Annotated in this window: 21 protein-coding genes; 12 read left to right on the forward strand and 9 right to left on the reverse strand. The window is 33.7% G+C overall.

Going from position 1 to position 20,250, the window contains the following annotated elements:
• Positions 1 to 105: 105 nt before the first annotated feature.
• From tpiA to LPC23_RS07440, 4 genes are all read right to left on the reverse strand, one after another.
• Positions 106 to 858: a triose-phosphate isomerase gene (gene tpiA, locus LPC23_RS07425; protein WP_229329237.1), complete on the reverse strand. Its 753-nt coding sequence runs from the start codon at positions 856 to 858 to the stop codon at positions 106 to 108.
• Between the two features lie 29 nt (positions 859 to 887).
• Positions 888 to 1,385 (reverse strand): TlpA family protein disulfide reductase, encoded by a 498-nt coding sequence (locus LPC23_RS07430; RefSeq protein ID WP_229329238.1) that lies wholly within the window; start codon positions 1,383 to 1,385, stop codon positions 888 to 890.
• A 120-nt stretch (positions 1,386 to 1,505) separates the two neighbouring features.
• Positions 1,506 to 2,615 (reverse strand): BT_3928 family protein, encoded by a 1,110-nt coding sequence (locus LPC23_RS07435; RefSeq protein WP_229329239.1) that lies wholly within the window; start codon positions 2,613 to 2,615, stop codon positions 1,506 to 1,508.
• Between the two features lie 27 nt (positions 2,616 to 2,642).
• Positions 2,643 to 3,176 carry a DUF1599 domain-containing protein gene (locus LPC23_RS07440; protein WP_229324219.1) on the reverse strand — a complete coding sequence of 178 codons (534 nt, stop codon included), beginning with the start codon at positions 3,174 to 3,176 and terminating at the stop codon, positions 2,643 to 2,645.
• A gap of 89 nt (positions 3,177 to 3,265) precedes the next feature.
• On the opposite strand from LPC23_RS07440, the gene folP reads away from it, so the two are divergent.
• Entirely contained in the window at positions 3,266 to 4,090 is an 825-nt protein-coding gene (gene folP / locus LPC23_RS07445) for a dihydropteroate synthase (protein WP_229329240.1), read from the forward strand.
• Positions 4,087 to 4,656 (forward strand): hypothetical protein, encoded by a 570-nt coding sequence (locus LPC23_RS07450; RefSeq protein WP_229329241.1) that lies wholly within the window; start codon positions 4,087 to 4,089, stop codon positions 4,654 to 4,656. Before folP ends, LPC23_RS07450 begins: the two co-directional genes overlap by 4 nt.
• A gap of 123 nt (positions 4,657 to 4,779) precedes the next feature.
• Here LPC23_RS07450 and rlmH read toward each other — a convergent pair whose 3' ends face one another.
• Complete coding sequence (gene rlmH, locus LPC23_RS07455; protein ID WP_229329242.1) at positions 4,780 to 5,253, reverse strand: 23S rRNA (pseudouridine(1915)-N(3))-methyltransferase RlmH; 474 nt, start codon at positions 5,251 to 5,253, stop codon at positions 4,780 to 4,782.
• Positions 5,254 to 5,289: 36 nt separating this feature from the next.
• Positions 5,290 to 5,757: a hypothetical protein gene (locus tag LPC23_RS07460; RefSeq protein ID WP_229329243.1), complete on the reverse strand. Its 468-nt coding sequence runs from the start codon at positions 5,755 to 5,757 to the stop codon at positions 5,290 to 5,292.
• Positions 5,758 to 5,917: 160 nt separating this feature from the next.
• On the opposite strand from LPC23_RS07460, the gene nadC reads away from it, so the two are divergent.
• The 4 genes from nadC to priA are packed head-to-tail and all read left to right on the forward strand — an operon-like array spanning position 5,918 to position 10,598.
• Positions 5,918 to 6,775, forward strand: a complete 858-nt coding sequence (gene nadC, locus LPC23_RS07465; RefSeq protein ID WP_229329245.1) for a carboxylating nicotinate-nucleotide diphosphorylase — start codon at positions 5,918 to 5,920, stop codon at positions 6,773 to 6,775.
• A gap of 1 nt (position 6,776) precedes the next feature.
• Positions 6,777 to 7,712 carry a YihY/virulence factor BrkB family protein gene (locus tag LPC23_RS07470; RefSeq protein WP_229329247.1) on the forward strand — a complete coding sequence of 312 codons (936 nt, stop codon included), beginning with the start codon at positions 6,777 to 6,779 and terminating at the stop codon, positions 7,710 to 7,712.
• Complete coding sequence (locus LPC23_RS07475) at positions 7,709 to 8,134, forward strand: DUF2147 domain-containing protein (protein WP_229329249.1); 426 nt, start codon at positions 7,709 to 7,711, stop codon at positions 8,132 to 8,134. The genes LPC23_RS07470 and LPC23_RS07475 overlap by 4 nt, the downstream gene beginning before the upstream one ends.
• Positions 8,135 to 8,147: 13 nt before the next feature.
• Positions 8,148 to 10,598 carry a replication restart helicase PriA gene (gene priA / locus LPC23_RS07480; protein WP_229329251.1) on the forward strand — a complete coding sequence of 817 codons (2,451 nt, stop codon included), beginning with the start codon at positions 8,148 to 8,150 and terminating at the stop codon, positions 10,596 to 10,598.
• On the opposite strand, the gene LPC23_RS07485 is transcribed toward priA, so the two are convergent.
• Positions 10,599 to 11,294 (reverse strand): LytR/AlgR family response regulator transcription factor, encoded by a 696-nt coding sequence (locus tag LPC23_RS07485; protein ID WP_229329254.1) that lies wholly within the window; start codon positions 11,292 to 11,294, stop codon positions 10,599 to 10,601.
• Between the two features lie 164 nt (positions 11,295 to 11,458).
• Here LPC23_RS07485 and rpsF point away from each other — a divergent pair, with 164 nt between their 5' ends.
• The 6 genes from rpsF to ligA all read left to right on the forward strand — a co-directional run bounded on the left by rpsF (position 11,459) and on the right by ligA (position 18,501).
• Complete coding sequence (rpsF, locus tag LPC23_RS07490; protein WP_229324241.1) at positions 11,459 to 11,800, forward strand: 30S ribosomal protein S6; 342 nt, start codon at positions 11,459 to 11,461, stop codon at positions 11,798 to 11,800.
• Between the two features lie 5 nt (positions 11,801 to 11,805).
• Positions 11,806 to 12,102 carry a 30S ribosomal protein S18 gene (rpsR, locus tag LPC23_RS07495; RefSeq protein ID WP_007138295.1) on the forward strand — a complete coding sequence of 99 codons (297 nt, stop codon included), beginning with the start codon at positions 11,806 to 11,808 and terminating at the stop codon, positions 12,100 to 12,102.
• A gap of 62 nt (positions 12,103 to 12,164) precedes the next feature.
• Positions 12,165 to 12,608 (forward strand): 50S ribosomal protein L9, encoded by a 444-nt coding sequence (gene rplI, locus LPC23_RS07500; protein ID WP_229324243.1) that lies wholly within the window; start codon positions 12,165 to 12,167, stop codon positions 12,606 to 12,608.
• A gap of 110 nt (positions 12,609 to 12,718) precedes the next feature.
• Complete coding sequence (locus LPC23_RS07505; RefSeq protein WP_229329255.1) at positions 12,719 to 15,874, forward strand: TonB-dependent receptor; 3,156 nt, start codon at positions 12,719 to 12,721, stop codon at positions 15,872 to 15,874.
• Positions 15,875 to 15,955: 81 nt separating this feature from the next.
• Positions 15,956 to 16,432 carry a DUF6495 family protein gene (locus tag LPC23_RS07510; protein WP_229324247.1) on the forward strand — a complete coding sequence of 159 codons (477 nt, stop codon included), beginning with the start codon at positions 15,956 to 15,958 and terminating at the stop codon, positions 16,430 to 16,432.
• A 71-nt stretch (positions 16,433 to 16,503) separates the two neighbouring features.
• Complete coding sequence (gene ligA, locus LPC23_RS07515; RefSeq protein WP_229329257.1) at positions 16,504 to 18,501, forward strand: NAD-dependent DNA ligase LigA; 1,998 nt, start codon at positions 16,504 to 16,506, stop codon at positions 18,499 to 18,501.
• 3 nt (positions 18,502 to 18,504) lie between these two features.
• Here the strand turns inward: ligA and LPC23_RS07520 are convergent, their stop codons facing one another.
• Together LPC23_RS07520 and LPC23_RS07525 are read right to left on the reverse strand one after the other, a co-directional pair.
• Positions 18,505 to 19,419, reverse strand: a complete 915-nt coding sequence (locus LPC23_RS07520) for a bifunctional metallophosphatase/5'-nucleotidase (protein ID WP_229324250.1) — start codon at positions 19,417 to 19,419, stop codon at positions 18,505 to 18,507.
• 18 nt (positions 19,420 to 19,437) lie between these two features.
• Positions 19,438 to 20,217: a 5'-nucleotidase C-terminal domain-containing protein gene (locus LPC23_RS07525; RefSeq protein ID WP_229329259.1), complete on the reverse strand. Its 780-nt coding sequence runs from the start codon at positions 20,215 to 20,217 to the stop codon at positions 19,438 to 19,440.
• Positions 20,218 to 20,250 lie beyond the last annotated feature (33 nt).

Here is a 20,250-nt window from a genome sequence, read left to right on the forward strand (position 1 = left end):
TTTTTTTGCAAAGGTACAGTTTCTCTTTATTTATTGTGACCTATCAAAACAAAAAAAAGAGGTTTGATTGAACAAACCTCTTTCTGTATTTTCGAATTCTAAAATTTAGATCGCGTTGATAATAGCTACGAAATCATCTGCTTTTAAAGCAGCTCCACCAATAAGACCTCCGTCGACATCTGGTTTAGAGAAAATTTCTTTTGCATTTTCAGGCTTTACACTTCCTCCATAAAGAATTGAAACGTCTTCAGCTACATCACTACCAAAAGATTTACGTACTGTTTCTCTAATGAATTCGTGCATTTCTTGTGCTTGTTCTGGAGAAGCAGTTTCTCCTGTACCAATAGCCCAAACGGGTTCGTAAGCTAATACTACATTTTCCCAACTAGCTGCTTTAATATGGAACAAACCATCTTTCAATTGATTTTCTACCACATTGAAATGATTGTTGGATTGACGGTCTTTTAATTCTTCACCAAAACAGAAAATTACGGTCATTTCGTGAGCTAATGCTGTATCTACTTTACTAGCTATCAAAGCATCTGTTTCATTGAAAATTGCTCTACGCTCAGAGTGTCCAAGGATTACTGTGTTTACACCAACGCTTTTCAACATATCAGCTGAGATTTCTCCAGTGAAAGCACCGCTTTCTGCTTGGTGAACGTTTTGTGCAGCAACATCAATATTAGTGAATTCTAAATGATCAACAGCAGATGCTAAGTTTACAAAAGTAGGAGCAACGATAACTTGTGCATCACAATCAGTTGGTACTTTTGCAATTAAATCATTCAATAAATCTTCTGTTTGCTCAGCATTTTTATGCATTTTCCAGTTTCCTGCAACAATCTTTTTTCTCATTATAGTGTTATTAATTTTATTGTGTTTTTTTATTTTAACTTGTTTAGCGTTTCATTGATAAGATCAAAATCTTTTTCAATAGCTCTGTACAATACTATTTTTCCCGTTTTGTCAATGATAATGTATCTTGGAATCCAATCTAAATCAATGGCTTGTCCAAAAACACCTTTCATTTGATCGTTGGCCATGTAATGGTCACCTTTCAATTCGTGTTTTTCTATTCCTACCAGCCATTTATCCGCTGTTTTGTCCATTGAAATAAAAGTAAAAGCTACTTCTGGATGATTGGCCTGTAATTCTTTTACTTTAGGCATTGCTTTTACACAATCGCCACACCAAGAAGCCCATACCTCAATAACGGTTGTTTTCCCTTTGTGATTTTTAAGTATGTCTTTAAATGCTATTTGACCTCCATTGGTAGTCATAAGCGTTTCAGATAAAGCGGTTTCTGAAAATGATGTTTTCTGTGCATTGCTAGTACAAGAGAATGTAGCGAAAGCAATTACTAAAGCGAATAATTTTTTCATAATGCGTAAATATTTATCAAATTTAAGGTAAAGTCAAATTAAAAATGGTAGAATTCAAACGTTAAGCTGATTTACCATCGTTATAGTTAATAACTTCTCTACTTGTCAACTATTAACCAGTTATAATTTTAAATCCTCAATGTCATTATAATGTACTTTTTGCTTTACAGTACCTTTTTCTAAAATGACAATACTTGGATTGGCTCTTTCAATTGTTTTTAAAGCAATCGCATCGCAAAAATAGAAGTCAAATGTAAATCCGAACTCTTTTTTTGTTTTTTCAATTTGTTCTTGAGTTGAACCTGTCATCCCAATAACTTTATATCCTTTAGCTTCGGCTTCTTTTTGTACGTTTTTCAAAAGGAGCATTCCATCTTTATTTGCAATTGCCAAATCGTAAGCAACAAAAACGAGTAATTTATAATGGTGCAATAATCTTTCTTTTTGATCAAAACCATCTTTTTCCATTGTAAAATCATGGATAGGAGGTACGTAACCTTCTACTAGTATTTTGTCTTTTCGATCCACAAAAGTTGCTCCGGCTGGAATATTCATCAAATCCTTTTCGGTAAATTCAGTATCCACTCCATTTACTTTATAAATAAATACCATTTCAACTACTGATTGCGGCGCTCCCTCTGGAATTTCCATTCCTTTTTGGATATTATTACCCACTTTGAAAGGTCTAAAATCAATAATTGGTAGATGATTTAAAACCCAATATCCCATGATTCCACATAAAACCAAACTGATTCCTACCAATGAATGTTGGATTTTAGCCGTAAATAAAGGCTGAACCAATTTTACATTGACAAACAAAATCAAAATAAAGAACAACAAAACAACATCTTTTGTAAAGGATTCCCATGGGGTTAAATGCAAAGCATCTCCAAAACAACCACAATCTTTGACCACATTAAAATAAGCAGAGTAAAATGTCAAGAAAGTAAACTTGATGATTAGCAATAATAATAACCAAACCGTTAGTTTCGATTGGTATCCTAACAAAAGCATAACTCCTAAAACCACTTCAAGGATGACTATAAATAGCGCTAATGCTAGTGAGAATGGAACAAGAAAAGGTAGGTTAAATACAGGCTCACCAAAATATTCGGCTAACTTATAAGAAAAACCTACAGGGTCGTTCAGTTTGATTAAACCTGAAATAATAAATAGAATCCCAACAAAAATTCTTGAAAACTGGGTAAGGATATTTTTAAGATTGATCATAGTTTAGTATTTGAGATATAATTTAATTTATTTCATTAAAATCAATGCAAAAACAGCATAATTAATCATGTCTTGGTAATTGGCATCTATGCCTTCAGAAACTAATGTTTTTCCTTTGTTGTCTTCAATTTGCTTTACGCGAAGTAATTTTTGCAGAATTAAATCCGTCAAAGAACTTACTCGCATATCGCGCCAAGCCTCGCCATAATCATGGTTTTTATTTTCCATTAATTCTTTGGTTTCCTTGATTTTGGCGTCGTATAATTCAGTAGCTCTAGCAACATCCAAATCGGGCTGATCAGCAATTCCTAATTCCAATTGAATTAAAGCCATAATCGAGTAGTTGATGATGCCAATAAATTCGCCTGATTCATCTTCGTTTACTTTACGAACCTCGTTTTCTTGTAAACTTCGGATGCGTTGTGCTTTAATAAATATTTGGTCGGTTAGTGATGGCAAACGTAATATGCGCCAAGCACTTCCGTAATCTTTCATTTTATTGTTGAATAAAGAGCGACATACCGCAATAACGGCATCATATTCTTGTGAAGTATTCTTCATTATTGATGTATATTTGTATTCAAAATTTTTCAAAAATAAGAATAATTTTTCTGAAAGAAGAAAAACAAGCTCTTTAAAACCAGAATGAAATGACGATTAATTGCAAAGGACTGCTCATCGATTTATCAAAGCCTAAAGTAATGGGAATTTTGAATGTAACTCCGAATTCTTTTTTTGATGGTGGGAAGTATAAATATGCTGACGAAATAGTAGCACAGGTTCAAAAAATGCTGTCTGAAGGGGCTACTTTTATTGATATTGGCGCCTATTCTAGCAAACCGAATGCTGAATTTGTATCAGTAGAAGAAGAAATCGCCAGAATAGTTCCTATTGTTGAATTGCTCGTTCAACAATTTCCGAACATTTTGATATCAATTGATACTTTCCGATCTGAAGTTGCCGAGGCTTGTATTCTAAAAGGTGCGGCATTAATCAATGATATTTCAGCAGGAAAATTAGACGATCTTATGTTAGGCGTTGTTGCAAAATATAAAGTGCCCTACATTATGATGCACATGCGTGGTACTCCTCAAACTATGCAAACCCTAACCGAATATGAAGATTTAATTAAAGAAATGCTATTGTATTTCTCCGAACGAATCGCCGCTGCTCGAAGTTTAGGTATTCATGATTTGATTGTAGATCCTGGATTTGGCTTTGCCAAAACGCTAGAACAGAATTATGAAGTACTTCAAAAAATGGAGTTATTGCAACAATTAGAATTGCCAATTTTAGCTGGAGTTTCTAGAAAATCAATGATATATAAAGTCTTGAACACAAATGCATCTGAATCCCTTAACGGAACCACCGCTTTAAATACTATTTCATTGGTTAAAGGAGCTTCAATTCTCCGAGTGCATGATGTAAAAGAAGCCGTAGAATGTGTCACTTTATTTAATGCGATGAACTCATGAAAAATGTATGTGTATTTTTGTTGTTGGTTCTGTTTTCTTGTGGAAAAAAAGAATCGGTTTCGTTGCCCCAGTCAAATATAACTAGTGTTAAAGACGTTCAAGATTATTCTCCTGTTTATTTGTTTTTTAAAACCAATGGGAAAGATACTTTAGTAGAAGTGAATAGGAAAAATGCTATTAGTTCAACCAATTGGATTTTTCATATTGATAAACGTTTGCCATTACGTTTGGTTATTCCTGAAATAATCAAGTTACAAGCCAAAAAGGAGGGAAGTGCACATAAATCCGAAACCTCTGAAAATTATTTTTCGTATTCAGATAGTATTCGCAAGAATTTAGCTTTTTTGCCTTTTACTAAAGTCAATTACCAATTGACAAGTCCAAAGGGAGGAGAGCTTGTATTTATTTCAAAGAATGGTTTTTCGCTTGAAACATTGAAGAAAACAAAAGCTAATACTAGTTTGAAATTTGATAAAAATTTAAGTTTTGAAAAGTATCTTCAGTATAAAATAGTAATTCAAAAATTAAATTTATCCAACGTTTCAAAAGAAGAATTCGTTTATTAATGCGTGGTCCTAAATCCCACTTCGTAAATCAAAAACACACCCCCAGCCCCTCTCAAGAGGGGAATGTGTAATTTTTGAAAAACGTATATTGTAAATCGTATATCACACGTCGTAAATCGAATATTATTGATGATGATAGGGTTCGTTTTTCAAAATCGTAAATCCGCGATACAATTGTTCGATAAAAAATAAGCGCACCATTTGATGTGAAAATGTCATAAGTGAAAGCGATACTTTCCCTTGCGATTTGGCATAAACCGCATCCGAAAATCCGTAAGGTCCACCAATTACAAATACTAGAGTTTTTATTCCGGAATTCATTTTCTTTTGTAATTCTTCTGAGAAACCAACGCTTGAAAAATTCTTGCCATTTTCATCTAATAAAATCAGTTGGTCGGTAGGTGTAATTTTAGCCAAAATTAATTCGCCTTCTTTTTCTTTTTGCTGGTTTTCGGACAAGTTTTTTACATTTTTGATATCGGGAATAATATCCACCTCAAACTTGATATAGAATGACAAGCGTTTGGTGTAATCGTCTATAAGTGTTTGTAATGCTTTGTTGTCAGTTTTTCCAATGGCAATGAGTTTGATATTCATTTTTAGATAAGTTGAAAAGTAAATAAACTCATTAGATTATTCTTTTGGTAAAGCAGCACCTACAGCAATATCGCATCGATGACCTTCTTGTCCATGGGGCGGATTCATACCTTCTGGAGTGGGTGTAGCAGGAGTTGGTGTAGCAGTTGCTGTAGTCGATGTAGTAGTTGGTGTAACTTTCATCTGCGGTGTTGTTGTGACTTTTGAATTGGGTTGTGCAGGAGCAGCTGGGGAATTTAAAGGCGCTCCAACAGGAATATCACAACGATGTCCAGCTTGTCCATGCGGCGGATTCATTCCTTTAGCTGTTGCTACGATTGGTGCATTAGTTGCAGTGGTGTTAGATGGTGAAGCCCCTTTTGCAGCTGCTTCATTACGCATTTGATTGCCAACTTCAGTAAAAGGAATTACAGCAGTTGGGGTGCTTTCTTTTGTCTCTTGCTCGTTTTTACAGGAGTTTAATGCCAATCCTGCAAGTAGTAGTAGTCCAATATAATTTTTCATTTGTATTCTGATTGGTATGAATTTCAAAAATAAGATTTTATTTTTATAGTGATTCTCTATTGTTTACTATTTTAGTCTTTGGCTGCTTTGATAAATACTTTTTCTCCTTTTTTTTACACAAAATATATGCTACTTTAGCCATTCTTAAAATTATTTGGAAATGATAAGCGAATCCCAATTCAAAAAAGAATTAGAAATAGTAATTGCCAATGCTATACGTGAAGATGTAGGCCCTGGCGATTATAGTTCGTTAGCTTGTATTCCTGATTCTGCTTCAGGAAAAGCACAACTATTGGTGAAAGAAGATGGCATTATTGCCGGAGTGGCTTTTGCTAAAATGATTTTTGATTATGTTGATGCCGATTTGCAAATAGACACTTTTATTGAAGATGGTGCTAAAGTAAAGAAAGGAGATGTCGTTTTTCATGTTTCGGGAAGTTCGCAATCCATATTGAAAGCAGAACGTGTAGTATTGAATTCAATGCAACGGATGTCGGCTATAGCAACTAAAACGAATCAGTATGTTCAATTGTTGGATGGCACTTCAACAAAGATTCTAGACACTAGAAAAACTACTCCAGGCTTTCGTGCTCCAGAGAAATGGGCTGTAAAAATTGGCGGTGGCGAGAATCATCGTTTTGCTTTGTACGATATGATTATGTTGAAAGACAATCATATTGATTTTGCGGGCGGAATTACTTTGGCTATTGCCAAAACAAAAGATTTTTTGAAAGCAAATAATCTGGATTTAAAGATTATTGTGGAAGCGCGTGATCTGGAAGAAATCAAAGAAATTTTGAAGAGTGATGGAGTTCATCGTATCTTAATAGATAATTTTAATTTCGAAGATACTCGCAAAGCAGTTACTTTAATTGGTAACCAATGCCAGACAGAATCGTCAGGTAATATTAACGAGACGACCATTCGTCAGTATGCTGAGTGTGGTGTTAACTATATTTCATCGGGAGCCTTAACACATTCAGTTTTCAATATGGATTTGAGTTTAAAAGCATTGTAATATGGCATCAGCAATAGAAAACAAGCTTTTAAAAATTCCTGTTCTTCGCACTGTAGTGCAAGTTTTACAACGCATAAAATTACCTTGGTTAGAAGGTTTGTCTTTGTACGATTTAATAGAATTGTATATTTCAGGTATTGTCGAAGGTGGTCTTACTTATCATGCCAGTGCAGTAGCGTTTAGTTTTTTTATGGCTTTGTTTCCTTTTGCTTTATTTATACTGAATTTGATTCCTTATATTCCAATTGAAGGGTTTCAAGCTGATTTTTTAGAATTTGTCAAAGATGGTGTTCCACCCAATACCTATGACGCTATTTATAAAATAATTAGTGATATTTTGAATAATAGTCAATCTAGTTTATTGTCCTACGGTTTTTTACTTTCTATTTTTTTGATGGCTAACGGTATCTTAGGTATTTTGGGAGGATTTGAATCTTCAAAACATGTGCATATCAAAAGAGGTTTTCTCAATCAATATCTTGTAGCTTTAGGGATTTCAATGCTTTTATCGGTTTTACTTTTAGTAACCGTTGCTGCAGTAGTAATTTTTGAGGTAATCATTCAGCAAACTATTATACAAGATGTTCTAACCGACCGAATTCCATTAATTGAATTAGGACGTTATGCATTTGTAATACTGATGATTTTAATTACAAGTTCTATTTTGTTGCGCTTTGGAACCAAACAATTTCATAAACCTAAATTTATAAGTATAGGTTCTGTATTTACAACGATTTTAATTATTATTTCTTCCTTTTTTTTCGGAATATGGGTGGTTTCTTTTTCACAATACAATGAATTGTACGGTTCTATTGGAACCTTGTTAATTTTGATGTTTTATATTTGGATTAACTGTATGATTTTATTGTTAGGCTTTGAATTGAATGCCACGATACTAAAACTTAAAAAACAAAATTCTTTAAATGAATTAAAATGAAACAATTTATTACATTACTTATTTGTGTTTTAGCAACTGTATCAATGCATTCTCAATCGGTTATTGGAAAATGGAAAACGATTGATGATGAGACTGGTGAAGCAAAATCTATCGTAGAAGTGTATTCAAAATCAGGAAAAATTTATGCTAAAGTGGTCGAGATTTTAGATCTAGAACATAAAAATAGTGTATGCAAAAAATGTTCAGGTGAAGATAAAAACAAATCTATCCTTGGTCTTACCATTATCAAAGGATTATCTAAAGACGGCTCCGAATACAATTCAGGCGAAATTCTAGATCCAAAAAACGGTAAACTATACAAATGTGCACTTTCTTTGGAATCCAAAGACAAACTAAAGATTCGCGGTTATATTGGTTTTTCTTTATTAGGAAGAACGCAATATTGGCATCGAGTTAATTAATTCCAATCATTAGATGTTTTTTGTCGAAGTAATTTTACCGCTTTCATTGGCTAAAACCTTTACGTATAGGGTTACAGAAGCCGAATTTCATTTTGTGAAAAATGGAATGAGGGTAGTAGTGCCTTTTGGCAAAAGTAAAATGTACACGGCATTGATTATTGATAAGCATCAAAATGAGCCAACTCTATATGAAGCCAAAGAAATTGATCAAATTCTAGACGAAAAACCAATTGTAACTCAATTTCAAATTACGCATTGGCAATGGATTGCAAGCTACTATATGTGCGCTATTGGAGATGTCTATCGCGGTGCTATGCCCAGTGCATTGTTGTTAGAAAGCGAAACAATAATTTCTCAAAAACAATCGGTAACTATTGAAGAGGCTGAGCTTACAGATGATGAATTTTTGGTATATCAGGCTTTACAACATCAAAGTTCACTTCGAATTCAAGATATTATCGCCATACTAAATAAAAAAAATGTATTTCCAGTAATCCAGAAATTGATTAATAAACAAGTTTTGGTTCTACACGAAGAAGTTCAAGAATTGTATAAGCCAAAATTGGTGCGTTACGTCCGATTGCATTCAAAATATGACTTGAATTCAGGTTTAGGTGATTTATTGGAAAGCTTGAAAAGCGCTACTAAACAAAGAGAAATTGTCCTAGCGTATTTTCAATTAAGCGCCAAGGATAAACAACCCATATCAGTCAAACAATTAGTTGAAACCGCTAATTCAAGTTCTGCCATTCTGAAAGCATTGATCGAAAAGCAAATTTTCGAAGACTATTTTATTCAAGAAGACCGAGTTAATTTTATTGGAAATCCTCAAGAAAACACTTTGGAGTTAAGTGTTGCTCAACAAGAAGCATTTCATCAAATCCAAACTAGTTTTACAACTCAAGAAGTATGTTTATTGCACGGACTTACTTCAAGCGGAAAGACAGAAATTTATATCAAGCTTATTGAAGAACAATTAGCATCTGGAAAACAGGTGTTGTATTTGTTGCCAGAAATTGCTCTAACAACTCAATTGGTAGGACGTTTGCGAACTTACTTTGGTGACAAAGTTGGCGTGTATCATTCCAAATATAGTACTAATGAACGTGTTGAATTGTGGAAACAAGTTTTGGAACAATCTCCAAAAGCGCAAATAGTAATAGGAGCAAGGTCAGCTTTGTTTTTACCTTTTTCTAATTTAAGTTTAATTGTTGTTGACGAAGAACACGAACAAACATTCAAACAAGTAGATCCTGCCCCACGATATCACGCTCGTGATGCAGCTATTGTTTTAGCAAACTACCATAAAGCCAAAGTACTTCTAGGTTCGGCGACACCAAGTATTGAATCCTATTTTAATGCTCAATCCAATAAGTACGGTTTAGTCGAAATAACAGAGCGTTATGGTAATGTGCAGTTGCCTGAAATTGAATTGGTTGATTTGAAAGATAGTTATTTCCGCAAGAAAATGACGGGGCATTTTAGCACTACTTTGATCGAAGCAATAACTGCGGCTTTGTCTTTAGGAGAACAAGTTATTTTGTTTCAAAATAGGAGAGGCTATTCGCCAATAATTGAGTGTTTAACTTGTGGAAATGTTCCGCAATGCCAGCAATGTGATGTGAGTTTGACCTATCACCAACATAAAAACCAGTTGCGTTGTCATTATTGTGGTTATGCTATGGCAAAGCCTACGCAATGTCATAGTTGTTCGAGTATTGATTTGGCTACAAAAGGTTTTGGTACGGAACAAATTGAACAAGAATTACAAGCCATTTTTCCCGATGCTAAAACTGGGCGAATGGATCAAGATACCACTCGTGGAAAGTTTGGTTTTGAAAAAATCATTGATAGTTTTAAGAATCAAGAAATTCAGATTTTGGTTGGTACCCAAATGTTAGCTAAAGGATTGGATTTTAATAATGTGAGTTTAGTTGGAATTATGAATGCCGATACTATGTTGTATCATCCAGACTTTAGGGCTTTTGAAAGAAGTTTCCAAATGATGACTCAAGTGGCTGGTAGAGCAGGTCGTTCAGAAAAGCAAGGAAAAGTAGTTATTCAGACTTATAATCCAGAGCAAAATACGATTCAACAAGTGACTCGAAATGATTATGTTGGGATGTACAAAGAACAATTGTATGACCGACAAATTTATAAATACCCACCTTATTTTAGAATAATAAGGCTAACGTTAAAGCATCGTGATTTTGACAAAGTCAAAGAGGGTTCTATGTGGTTGTATCAAGTAATGAGTCAGAATTTGACTATGCCAGTCTTAGGTCCAGAAGAACCGCCAATTAGCCGAATCCGAAACGAGTACATTCGAACGATATTGATAAAGATTCCGCAAACCGTGCCTATTGGAAGCACCAAAAAAACAATTCAAAAAATGTTAATGAGTTTTGAAGCGGTTCCTCAATACCGATCTATTAAAGTAGCTGTTAACGTTGATTATTATTAATTAGGCTTTAGCTAATACTTTTACCAAAGCATCTTTTTTGTTGCGACTCAATGGAATTTTTGAAGTTCCAATTTCTGCAAACTTACTATTGTAGCGCTCAATTTTGTCAGTATTGATAATGAAGGATTTGTGAACACGAACAAATTGGGTTGGATTTAAATTGGTTTCAAAGGATTTCATTGTGGATAAAACAAGATTACTACTTTCGTCAGTGACTACTTTTACATAATCACCAAAGGCTTCAATCCATTTTATTTTGGAAGTGAATATTTTGATTTTTTTGAGATTACTTTTAATGTAAATGTGTTCGCCTGTTTCTTCTTTTGTTTCGTGTTCCAATTGATGCAAATGCAGTGCACGATGAACGGCTATTTCAAATCGGTTTAAAGTCACAGGTTTTTTGATATAATCTGTTGGTGCATAATCAAAAGCACGCAAGGCGTGTTCTGCTTTGGCGGTAACAAATATAATCTGAGGTTTAGTTTTCAAACCTTCTAAAAAGGAAAAACCATTAATGACCGGCATTTCAATATCCAAGAATATCAAATCAATACTATGAATGTTCAAACAATTCCGAGCTTCAATCGCATTTGAAAAATCTCCTACTAAGAGCAATTGTGGGTTATTGTTGACTAATTTTACCACAATCATTCGTTGAACAGCGCTATCTTCGATTACTAAACAATTTAACTTCATCTGATTAAGTGTTGATTTATCATAAATATAGTGATAAATAACTACAAAAATAGCTATAATAGGGAATGAGCTGCTTAAAAATAACGAGTCTTGTTAATAAGTGTTTGGATATTTGAAAATAATGACTATTTTTGCACCCAATTTAACAAATAAATACATTATTTATGAATCATTATGAAACTGTTTTCATTTTAAATCCCGTTTTATCTGATGTTCAGGTAAAGGAAACAGTAAGCAAATTTGAAGAATTTCTTACTAGTCGTGGAGCTGAAATGGTATCGAAAGAAGACTGGGGTCTTAAAAAAATGGCTTACGAAATTCAAAACAAGAAAAGTGGTTTTTACCATTTATTCGAATTCAAAGTTGCTGGTGAAGTACTAATAGCTTTTGAAACTGAATTTAGACGTGACGAGAGAGTAATGCGTTTTCTTACTGTAAGTATGGACAAACACGCTATTTCTTGGGCTGAAAGAAGAAGAACTAAACTTAAATCTCAAAAAGCGTAATTATCATGGCTACATTACAACAATCTGCTTCAGGAAAAAAAGACGGAGATATCAGATATCTTACTCCTTTAAACATAGAAACTAACAAAACTAAAAAGTACTGTCGTTTCAAAAAATCAGGTATCAAATATATTGATTATAAAGATGCTGATTTCTTATTGAAATTTGTAAATGAACAAGGAAAAATTCTTCCTCGTCGTTTAACAGGAACTTCATTGAAATACCAAAGAAAAGTATCTGTTGCTGTGAAAAGAGCACGTCACTTAGCTTTAATGCCATACGTGGCCGATTTATTAAAATAATTTAAACTCAGTTGTTGGTTTCTCCTCCAAGAGAACCTAACTTCTATAACAAGGACAACAACATGGAATTGATTCTAAAACAAGACGTTCAAAATTTAGGTTTTAAAGATGACGTAGTTACTGTAAAAAACGGTTACGGTCGTAATTATTTAATCCCACAAGGTTTCGCACAATTAGCTACACCTTCTGCAAAGAAAGTATTAGCTGAAAACTTGAAACAAAGAGCGCACAAAGAAGCTAAAGTAGTAGCAGATGCAAAAGCATTAGCTGAAACTTTAAAAGCTATCGAAATTAAAATTACTGCAAAAGCAGGTGGCGAAAAATTATTCGGATCTATTACTAACATTGACATTGTTGAAGCGTTAGCTAAAGCTGGTCAAGTAATTGATAGAAAATTCGTTACTAGCGGAATTGTTAAACGTACAGGAAAATATACTGCTTCTGTTCGTTTACACAGAGATGTTATCGTAGAATTAGATTACGAAATTGTTGCTGAAAAAGCATAATTTTCGTTTATTTAATATTTTTTGTTAATAATTTTTTAAAATCACCCTTTGGGGTGATTTTTTTTTGTCTAATTTTGCGCAACCTTTTAAAAAACCCTAAACCATTTCAAATGAAAAAAATCATTATTTTATTGTTTTTCGTACTTGGCTTGCAACAAATTGTTGGTCAAACTACGACTTCAAGCATTAAAGGTGTTGTGAAAAATGGAAAATTGGAGGCGCTTCCTGCAGCTTCTGTTTTAGCAATTCACACTCCTTCAGGAACTAAATATACCGCTATTTCCAATGGAGACGGTAGATTTAATTTATTAAACATGAGAGTCGGTGGACCTTATGTAGTTACAGTTAGTTTTGTTGGTAGCCAAAGTCAAAAAATAAGCGATGTTTATTTGGAACTAGGTAAAGCTTCTAATTTAGATTTTGTTTTAGAAGACGAAAGTCAGCAATTAAATGAAGTGAAAGTTGTAGCTAAAAACAAAGTTTTTTCAAGTAACCGTACTGGAGCTGAAACCACTATTGGTAGAAGAGAGTTAATTACTTTGCCAACAATTTCACGTTCAGCTGATGATTTTACTCGTTTAGAGCCATCTGCAAGCGGGGGTTCTTTTGGAGGTAGAAACAATAAGTTTAATAATTATTCATTAAACGGTTCTATTTTCAATAACCCATTTGGATTAGATGCTGCTACACCTGGTGGACAAACTGGAGCACAGCCAATTTCTTTGGATGCAATTGACCAAATTCAGGTTGCAACAGCACCTTTTGATGTTACCTTGTCTGGATTTACAGGTGCTTCTGTTAATGCTGTTACAAAATCAGGTACAAATGAATTTCACGGTACTACATATGGTTTCTTCAGAAACGATGCTATGACTGGAAATAAAGTTAATGGAGAAAAAATTGTAGTTCCAAACTTAGAACAAACTCAAGCAGGTTTTAGTATTGGAGGTCCATTAGTAAAAGACAAATTATTTTTCTTCGCCAATTTTGAGGTTGATGATAGAAATGATGCTGGTTCAAATGTAGTTGCAAATGACGGTGATGGAATTGCAGGTGTAAATGAATCAAGAGTTTTAGCTTCAGATTTAAATTTCGTATCATCTGAACTTGGAAAATTAGGATATAATACTGGAGCTTATCAAGGTTTTACCCATTATTCAAAATCGAATAAAGGAATTATCAAATTGGATTGGAATATTAATGACAATCATAAATTTGCTTTCATTTATAATTTTCTAGATGCATCTAAAGATAAACCAGCTCACCCAACTGCAATTAGAAGAAGAGGTCCTGATTTTAATACAATGCAGTTTGCTAATTCTGGATATCAAATAAACAATGAATTGAATTCTGTTTTAATCGAATTGAATTCTAAGTTTTCTGAAACTGTAACTAATAAATTACAAGCAGGATATTCTCACTTTGATGATTTTAGAAATCCATTTTCATCTCCTGCGCCAGTAATTAGTATTACTAAAGACGGTTCACCTTATATTATTGCTGGTCATGAGCCATTTTCAATCAACAATAAATTAGATCAAAAAGTGTTTCAATTAACTAATAATTTAAACATTATTAAAGGTGATCATACATTCACTCTTGGATTTTCATTTGAAAAGTTTCAATTTCAAAATTCTTTCAACTTAAAAGGATATGGATTTGATGTTTTTGGAAGTGTTGATATGAATGGTTTCAGAGCTAACTTAACCAACGGTTATTATGCAAAAGCTTTTGCAGATGCTCAATCCACTTTTAACTTAAGAAACCAAAATGCTGCTGGAACCGATGGTGGTTGGAATTTATCAGAAACTACTGTAGGTCAATTGGCTTTTTATGTTCAAGACGAATGGAGTGTTAATGACAATTTTAAATTAACATATGGATTAAGAGCTGATAAACCGATGTATTTTAATACATCTGATTTGATTCAGAAATTTATCGATACAGATAATTCAGAAGGTTATTTACCTGGTATCAATTATTATGATCCAAAAAATGGTAATACTGTAAATTTTGATTCAACTAAATTACCAGGAAATGCTATTTTGTGGTCACCACGTATTGGCTTCAACTGGGATGTGAAAGGTTTGAAAACTACTCAAATTAGAGGAGGTTCTGGTATTTTTACTGGTAGACTACCTTTCGTTTGGATTGGTAACCAAGTAAGTGGAATTGATCCTTTCTTTTACCAAGTAGTTGACAATGACTTTAAATTCCCTCAAGTATTTAGAACTAGTTTAGGTCTTGATCACAAATTTGAAAATAACTATATCTTAACTGTTGACATGTCTTACAACAAAGACATAAATGGAGTACATGTTCAAGATTGGGGATTGAAAACTCCAACAAGCAGATTAGCTGGTGTAGATCAAAGAGCAATTTATGGGGCATCTGATAAAGGTGTTTGGACTGATTTTGGTTTTCCAGCAGATTCTCATGCTTATGTTATGACTAACACCAATAAAGGAAGTGCTTTTAATTCTTCTGTAAAAGTGCAAAAAACATTTGACAATGGTTTTTATACAAGCTTAGCTTATAACTATTTAGTAGCTAGAGATGTTAACTCAATTGAAGCAGAAATTACTGGAGATGCTTTCGTATTTAATCCTGCATTAGGAAATGTTAATGATGCTGTTTTGTCTAACTCTAAATATGGTGATACACATCGATTTATTGGAGTAGGTTCTAAAAAATGGACTTATGGTACAAATGATAAATGGTCGACTACTGTTTCTACATTTTTTGAATATGCTCAAGGGGGTCGTTTCTCTTATACTTATGGAGGAGATATTAATAATGATGGTGCTTTTGGAAATGATTTAATTTATGTTCCAACAACTACTGAAATTAGTTCTATGACTTTTTCTGGACCAGGACAAGGTGCAGCGTATGATAACTTTATCAAACAAGATGATTACTTGAACTCTAGAAGAGGTCAATATGCAGAACGATATGGAGCATTATCTCCTTGGAGAGGTAAATGGGATATGAAATTGATTCAAGATTATAATTTTAAAGTTTCATCTTCTGCTAAAACAAATACTATTCAATTTAGTATCGACATCTTAAACTTTGGTAATATGATTAATTCAAATTGGGGATTAGTTCAATTACCAACTAGCGTTCAGCCAATTGGTGTTGCTGTAGATGCTGTTACAAAAGTTCCAACTTATACTTTCAATGGACAACAGACAAGAACATTTAACTATGATTCTAGTTTAGCTTCAAGATGGCAAGCACAATTTGGTATTCGATATATTTTCTAATATAAATAAAATATATAGTAAATTAGCCCTCTTTTAGAGGGCTTTTTTATTTCAGAAAAAAGCAATTAATTTTTATTATAAATGAAATACACAAGATTAACTAAAGAACAGTTTGAAGAATTGCATCCAGAATTTATTAATTTTTTGGCAAGCCAATCAATTGATAAAGCGGAATGGGATTCTATTAAAGAAAACAAACCTGAAGTAGCTGAACAAGAACTGGACGTGTTTTCTGATTTGATTTGGGAAGGGGTTTTAACTAGAGCTGAATTTTTAGAACATTTTTCTAAAAATCACATTTTTCTTTTTCAGTGTTTTGACACTTATGTGAATTCAATTGTTTTAAAATCATTGGTTCCAGAAGTAGATTTTTTAACCAAAGAGGGTTTGCAATGGTTGAGTGATAATATGTTTACCGAAACTATCGAAATGAAAATCGGTAAAAAAGTCTTTACCGAAGAACGAAATACTTCTATTTTTGCTTTAATTCAGCAAGGAGCTATTTTAAGCGACGGACAATTGTACCAACAAATAAATTCTATTATTGAATCGCAATAGTATTGGTATTTCTATTAAATTGGCTATTTTAGTACACTATTTCAAAACTAAAATAGCCAATTCTTTTTTCTATGGACATTCATATTACAATTCAAAACTTACGAGAGGAATTACACCAACACAATCATAATTACTATGTGTTGGACAATCCAACTATTTCGGATTATGAGTTTGATTTGAAATTGGCCCAATTACAAGAATTAGAAACGCTACACCCTGAATTTTACGACGAAAGTTCGCCTACACAACGTGTTGGAGGAGCAATTACTAAGAATTTCGAAACGGTTGTTCACGAACATCGAATGTATTCTTTGGATAATTCGTATTCCAAAGGAGATCTAATCGAATGGGAAAAACGAATTCAAAAAGTACTGGGAGAAGTACCTTTGGAATATACGTGTGAGTTGAAGTACGACGGAGCTTCGATTAGTATTACCTATGTAAACGGAAAACTAGATCGGGCTGTCACTCGTGGAGATGGTTTTCAGGGAGATGATGTGACGAATAATATCAAAACCATTAAATCAGTTCCGTTACAACTAAAAGGGAACTATCCTCCAAAGTTTGACATACGCGGTGAAATTATTTTGCCATTTGCCGGTTTTGAAAAAATGAATCAAGAGTTGATTGAAATAGGTGAAACACCCTATTCCAATCCAAGAAATACCGCTTCTGGAAGTTTAAAATTACAAGATAGCAAAGAAGTGGCAAAGCGTCCATTGGATTGCTTGTTGTATTATTTAATTGGCAATCAATTGCCTTTCAATTCTCAATTTGAAAGTTTAGAGTCGGCAAGAGCTTGGGGGTTTAAAGCGCCTAAAGAAGCAAGGTTGGCTAGTAATTTAGAAGAAGTGTTTGAATTTATAGCCTATTGGGATACGCACCGTCATAATTTACCTTATGAAACGGATGGCGTAGTGGTAAAGGTAAATTCATTTCAGCACCAAGAAGAATTAGGCTATACTGCGAAATCGCCTCGTTGGGCTATAGCTTATAAATTTAAGTCGGAGCAAGTTGCTACTCGTTTGAATTCAATATCTTATCAAGTAGGACGTACAGGAGCAATAACACCTGTCGCTAATTTGGAACCTGTGCAATTGGCAGGAACTATTGTGAAGCGTGCTTCGTTACACAATGCGGACCAAATTGAAAAATTAGATATTCGAGTGGGAGATACCGTTTTTGTTGAAAAAGGCGGAGAGATAATTCCAAAAATTATCGCTGTAGATTTAGCGCAACGCCCATTGTTTACAGATCCAACGCAGTATATAACACATTGCCCAGAATGTCAAGCTGAATTGGTGCGTATTGAGGGTGAAGCCAATCATTATTGTCCTAATTTTTATGGCTGTCCTCCACAAATTATTGGCCGAATTCAGCATTTTATTTCCAGAAAAGCAATGGATATTGAAGGTCTTGGTGGAGAAACAGTGGCTTTGTTATTCAATAATGGTCTGGTTCATAATTATGCTGATTTATACGAACTTAAAGTGGAACAAATCTTGCCATTGGAACGAATGGCACAGAAATCAGCGGAGAATTTAGTTAATGGTGTAGCACTTTCTAAAACTATTCCTTTTGAGCGTGTATTGTTTGCTTTAGGCATTCGGTATGTGGGAGAAACCGTAGCGAAGAAATTAGCCAAACATTATAAGAATATAGACGCTTTACGTCAAGCTAGTTTGATGGATTTAATTTTGGTTGACGAAATTGGAGAGCGTATTGCTCAAAGTGTCATTGACTTTTTTGACAATCAAGAGAATCAGATTATCATTGAAAGATTAAAAAACTACGGTATTCAGCTTGAAATCGTAGAAAAAATAAACCCAAATGCTACCGATAAATTAGAAGGTAAAACCTTTGTAGTTTCGGGAGTTTTTTCACTGTATTCAAGGGATGAATTGAAACAAGCCATTGAAGATAATGGAGGAAAGGTAGGAAGTTCTATCTCAGCTAAAACTGATTATGTTGTAGCAGGCGACAATATGGGACCAGCCAAACTAGATAAAGCCAACAAACTTAATATTCCAATTATCTCAGAGGAAGATTTTCAACAATTAGTAAACTAATTTTTATACAACAATCGATTTGCCTTTTGCGATGTTCTGTTTGTTGTTATCAAAGTAAAAATCAATTCTACCAAGGTTTATTCCATAACAACCGACTTGGTTGACTAAGACCTCCTTTCCTGCTTTGTTTTTGACTATAGTTGGTTTGTCCAAGAAAGTATGGGTGTGACCACCAATAATTAAATCTATGTCTTCGGTTAAAGCAGCCAGTTTCAAATCGCTGATTTTATCAGCGTCTTCTTTACTGTATTTGTAACCCAGGTGTGACAAACAAATCACCAAATCACATTGTTGTTCTTTTTTCAAGATGCGAACCATATCTTGGCTAATTTCGACAGGGTCATTGTAAACAGTTTCTTTGTAAAGCTTTTTATCTACCAAACCTTCAAATTCAATCCCTAATCCAAACACACCAATTTTAATTCCGTCTTTGATGAAAATTTTATACGGTTTAACCAAACCATCCATTACTGTGTTTTTGAAATCGTAATTGGCTGAAATGAATTCAAAAGTAGCGTGAGGCATTTGTGCGTGCAAGCCTTCAATACCATTGTCAAAATCGTGATTTCCAATAGCTGATGCATCGTATTTCATCATACTCATTAATTTGAATTCCAATTCACCGCCATAATAATTAAAGTAAGGCGTTCCTTGAAAAATATCACCAGCATCTAAAAGTAAGACATTTGGATTTTCTTGTCGGATGCTTTCAATTAATGCAGCTCTTCGGCTCACTCCACCCATTCCAGCATTCCTTGGATCGTCCAAAGGGAATGAATCAATATGACTGTGTACATCGTTTGTATGCAAAACAGTAATCTTCTTAATGGCATCGGATTTAAAACTGCTTAATGACAATCCCAAACCTACAAAAGCAGAACCTGCTGCTGTCTTTTCTATAAAATCTCTTCTTTTCATTTTTCTGTTTTTTGGAATTTATTCTTCTGTAATTCGGATGTCATTAATCACCGGAATGGTGTCCACTTCTTTAAAGTAGTCAATAAGTATATTACGTAATTTATAATCTAAATCGTATTGCTGAATTCCTTTTTTGAAAAAGTTCATATTATCACCTCCATTGGCTAAATAATCGTTAGTCGCCACATAATAAATCGCATTTTTATCTAAAGCTTGTCCTTGTACTAGGATGTTTTTAGCTGATTTATCCTTAGCAATTGTAAATGTCAATCCAGACAATGGGTGTGATTTTTTTGTTGCGATAAAATAATCTACCAATTCTTGAATCTGTTCTCCTTTCAAAGCAATTACCACTAGACTATTTTCAAAAGGCATAATTCCATAAGCAGTTCGAGCAGTTACATTACCTTTGGCAAGTGTAGAACGAATCCCGCCACTATTTAAAATACAGATGGCGATAGATTTATTTTCTCTTGATTTAAAAATTTTATCTCCCGCTTTAAGCGTTACATCGGCCATTAAATTACCAAGAGGTGATTGCCATTTTCCATTGTTTTTATCCAATGTTACTGGATTGTAAGCCAATACTGCACTTAGATCTGTATCGATAGTTTCTCTGTAAGGTTGTACAAATTTTTCAATAGTTTCATTAGTACCCGCAGAAGCGGTAATTGGTATTTTTTTTCCTTCAATTGTGGTCAATTGGAAGCGAGAACTTCCGCAAGAGTAAATTGTTAATGTTGTTATAATTATAACAAAAAGTTTGAAAAATTGATTATACTTTTTTAGTTTTACCATTTCTAAAGCCACTTTATTAATTAGTTTTGTAAC

Origin of the sequence: Flavobacterium ammonificans (assembly GCF_020885975.1) — a bacterium.
Taxonomy (GTDB): Bacteria; Bacteroidota; Bacteroidia; order Flavobacteriales; family Flavobacteriaceae; genus Flavobacterium; species Flavobacterium ammonificans.

Bases quoted from the DNA above. Each gene is read 5' to 3' on its own strand.
- tpiA (WP_229329237.1), bottom strand. From the start codon at position 858: ATGAGAAAAAAGATTGTTGCAGGAAACTGGAAAATGCATAAAAATGCT.
- LPC23_RS07450 (WP_229329241.1), top strand. From the start codon at position 4,087: ATGAAAAATGTATGTGTATTTTTGTTGTTGGTTCTGTTTTCTTGTGGA.
- LPC23_RS07525 (WP_229329259.1), bottom strand. From the start codon at position 20,217: ATGGTAAAACTAAAAAAGTATAATCAATTTTTCAAACTTTTTGTTATA.
- ligA (WP_229329257.1), top strand. From the start codon at position 16,504: ATGGACATTCATATTACAATTCAAAACTTACGAGAGGAATTACACCAA.
- priA (WP_229329251.1), top strand. From the start codon at position 8,148: ATGTTTTTTGTCGAAGTAATTTTACCGCTTTCATTGGCTAAAACCTTT.
- rplI (WP_229324243.1), top strand. From the start codon at position 12,165: ATGGAATTGATTCTAAAACAAGACGTTCAAAATTTAGGTTTTAAAGAT.
- rpsF (WP_229324241.1), top strand. From the start codon at position 11,459: ATGAATCATTATGAAACTGTTTTCATTTTAAATCCCGTTTTATCTGAT.
- LPC23_RS07510 (WP_229324247.1), top strand. From the start codon at position 15,956: ATGAAATACACAAGATTAACTAAAGAACAGTTTGAAGAATTGCATCCA.
- LPC23_RS07475 (WP_229329249.1), top strand. From the start codon at position 7,709: ATGAAACAATTTATTACATTACTTATTTGTGTTTTAGCAACTGTATCA.
- nadC (WP_229329245.1), top strand. From the start codon at position 5,918: ATGATAAGCGAATCCCAATTCAAAAAAGAATTAGAAATAGTAATTGCC.
- LPC23_RS07440 (WP_229324219.1), bottom strand. From the start codon at position 3,176: ATGAAGAATACTTCACAAGAATATGATGCCGTTATTGCGGTATGTCGC.
- LPC23_RS07470 (WP_229329247.1), top strand. From the start codon at position 6,777: ATGGCATCAGCAATAGAAAACAAGCTTTTAAAAATTCCTGTTCTTCGC.
- LPC23_RS07485 (WP_229329254.1), bottom strand. From the start codon at position 11,294: ATGAAGTTAAATTGTTTAGTAATCGAAGATAGCGCTGTTCAACGAATG.
- LPC23_RS07520 (WP_229324250.1), bottom strand. From the start codon at position 19,419: ATGAAAAGAAGAGATTTTATAGAAAAGACAGCAGCAGGTTCTGCTTTT.
- rpsR (WP_007138295.1), top strand. From the start codon at position 11,806: ATGGCTACATTACAACAATCTGCTTCAGGAAAAAAAGACGGAGATATC.
- LPC23_RS07460 (WP_229329243.1), bottom strand. From the start codon at position 5,757: ATGAAAAATTATATTGGACTACTACTACTTGCAGGATTGGCATTAAAC.
- rlmH (WP_229329242.1), bottom strand. From the start codon at position 5,253: ATGAATATCAAACTCATTGCCATTGGAAAAACTGACAACAAAGCATTA.
- LPC23_RS07505 (WP_229329255.1), top strand. From the start codon at position 12,719: ATGAAAAAAATCATTATTTTATTGTTTTTCGTACTTGGCTTGCAACAA.
- LPC23_RS07435 (WP_229329239.1), bottom strand. From the start codon at position 2,615: ATGATCAATCTTAAAAATATCCTTACCCAGTTTTCAAGAATTTTTGTT.
- folP (WP_229329240.1), top strand. From the start codon at position 3,266: ATGACGATTAATTGCAAAGGACTGCTCATCGATTTATCAAAGCCTAAA.
- LPC23_RS07430 (WP_229329238.1), bottom strand. From the start codon at position 1,385: ATGAAAAAATTATTCGCTTTAGTAATTGCTTTCGCTACATTCTCTTGT.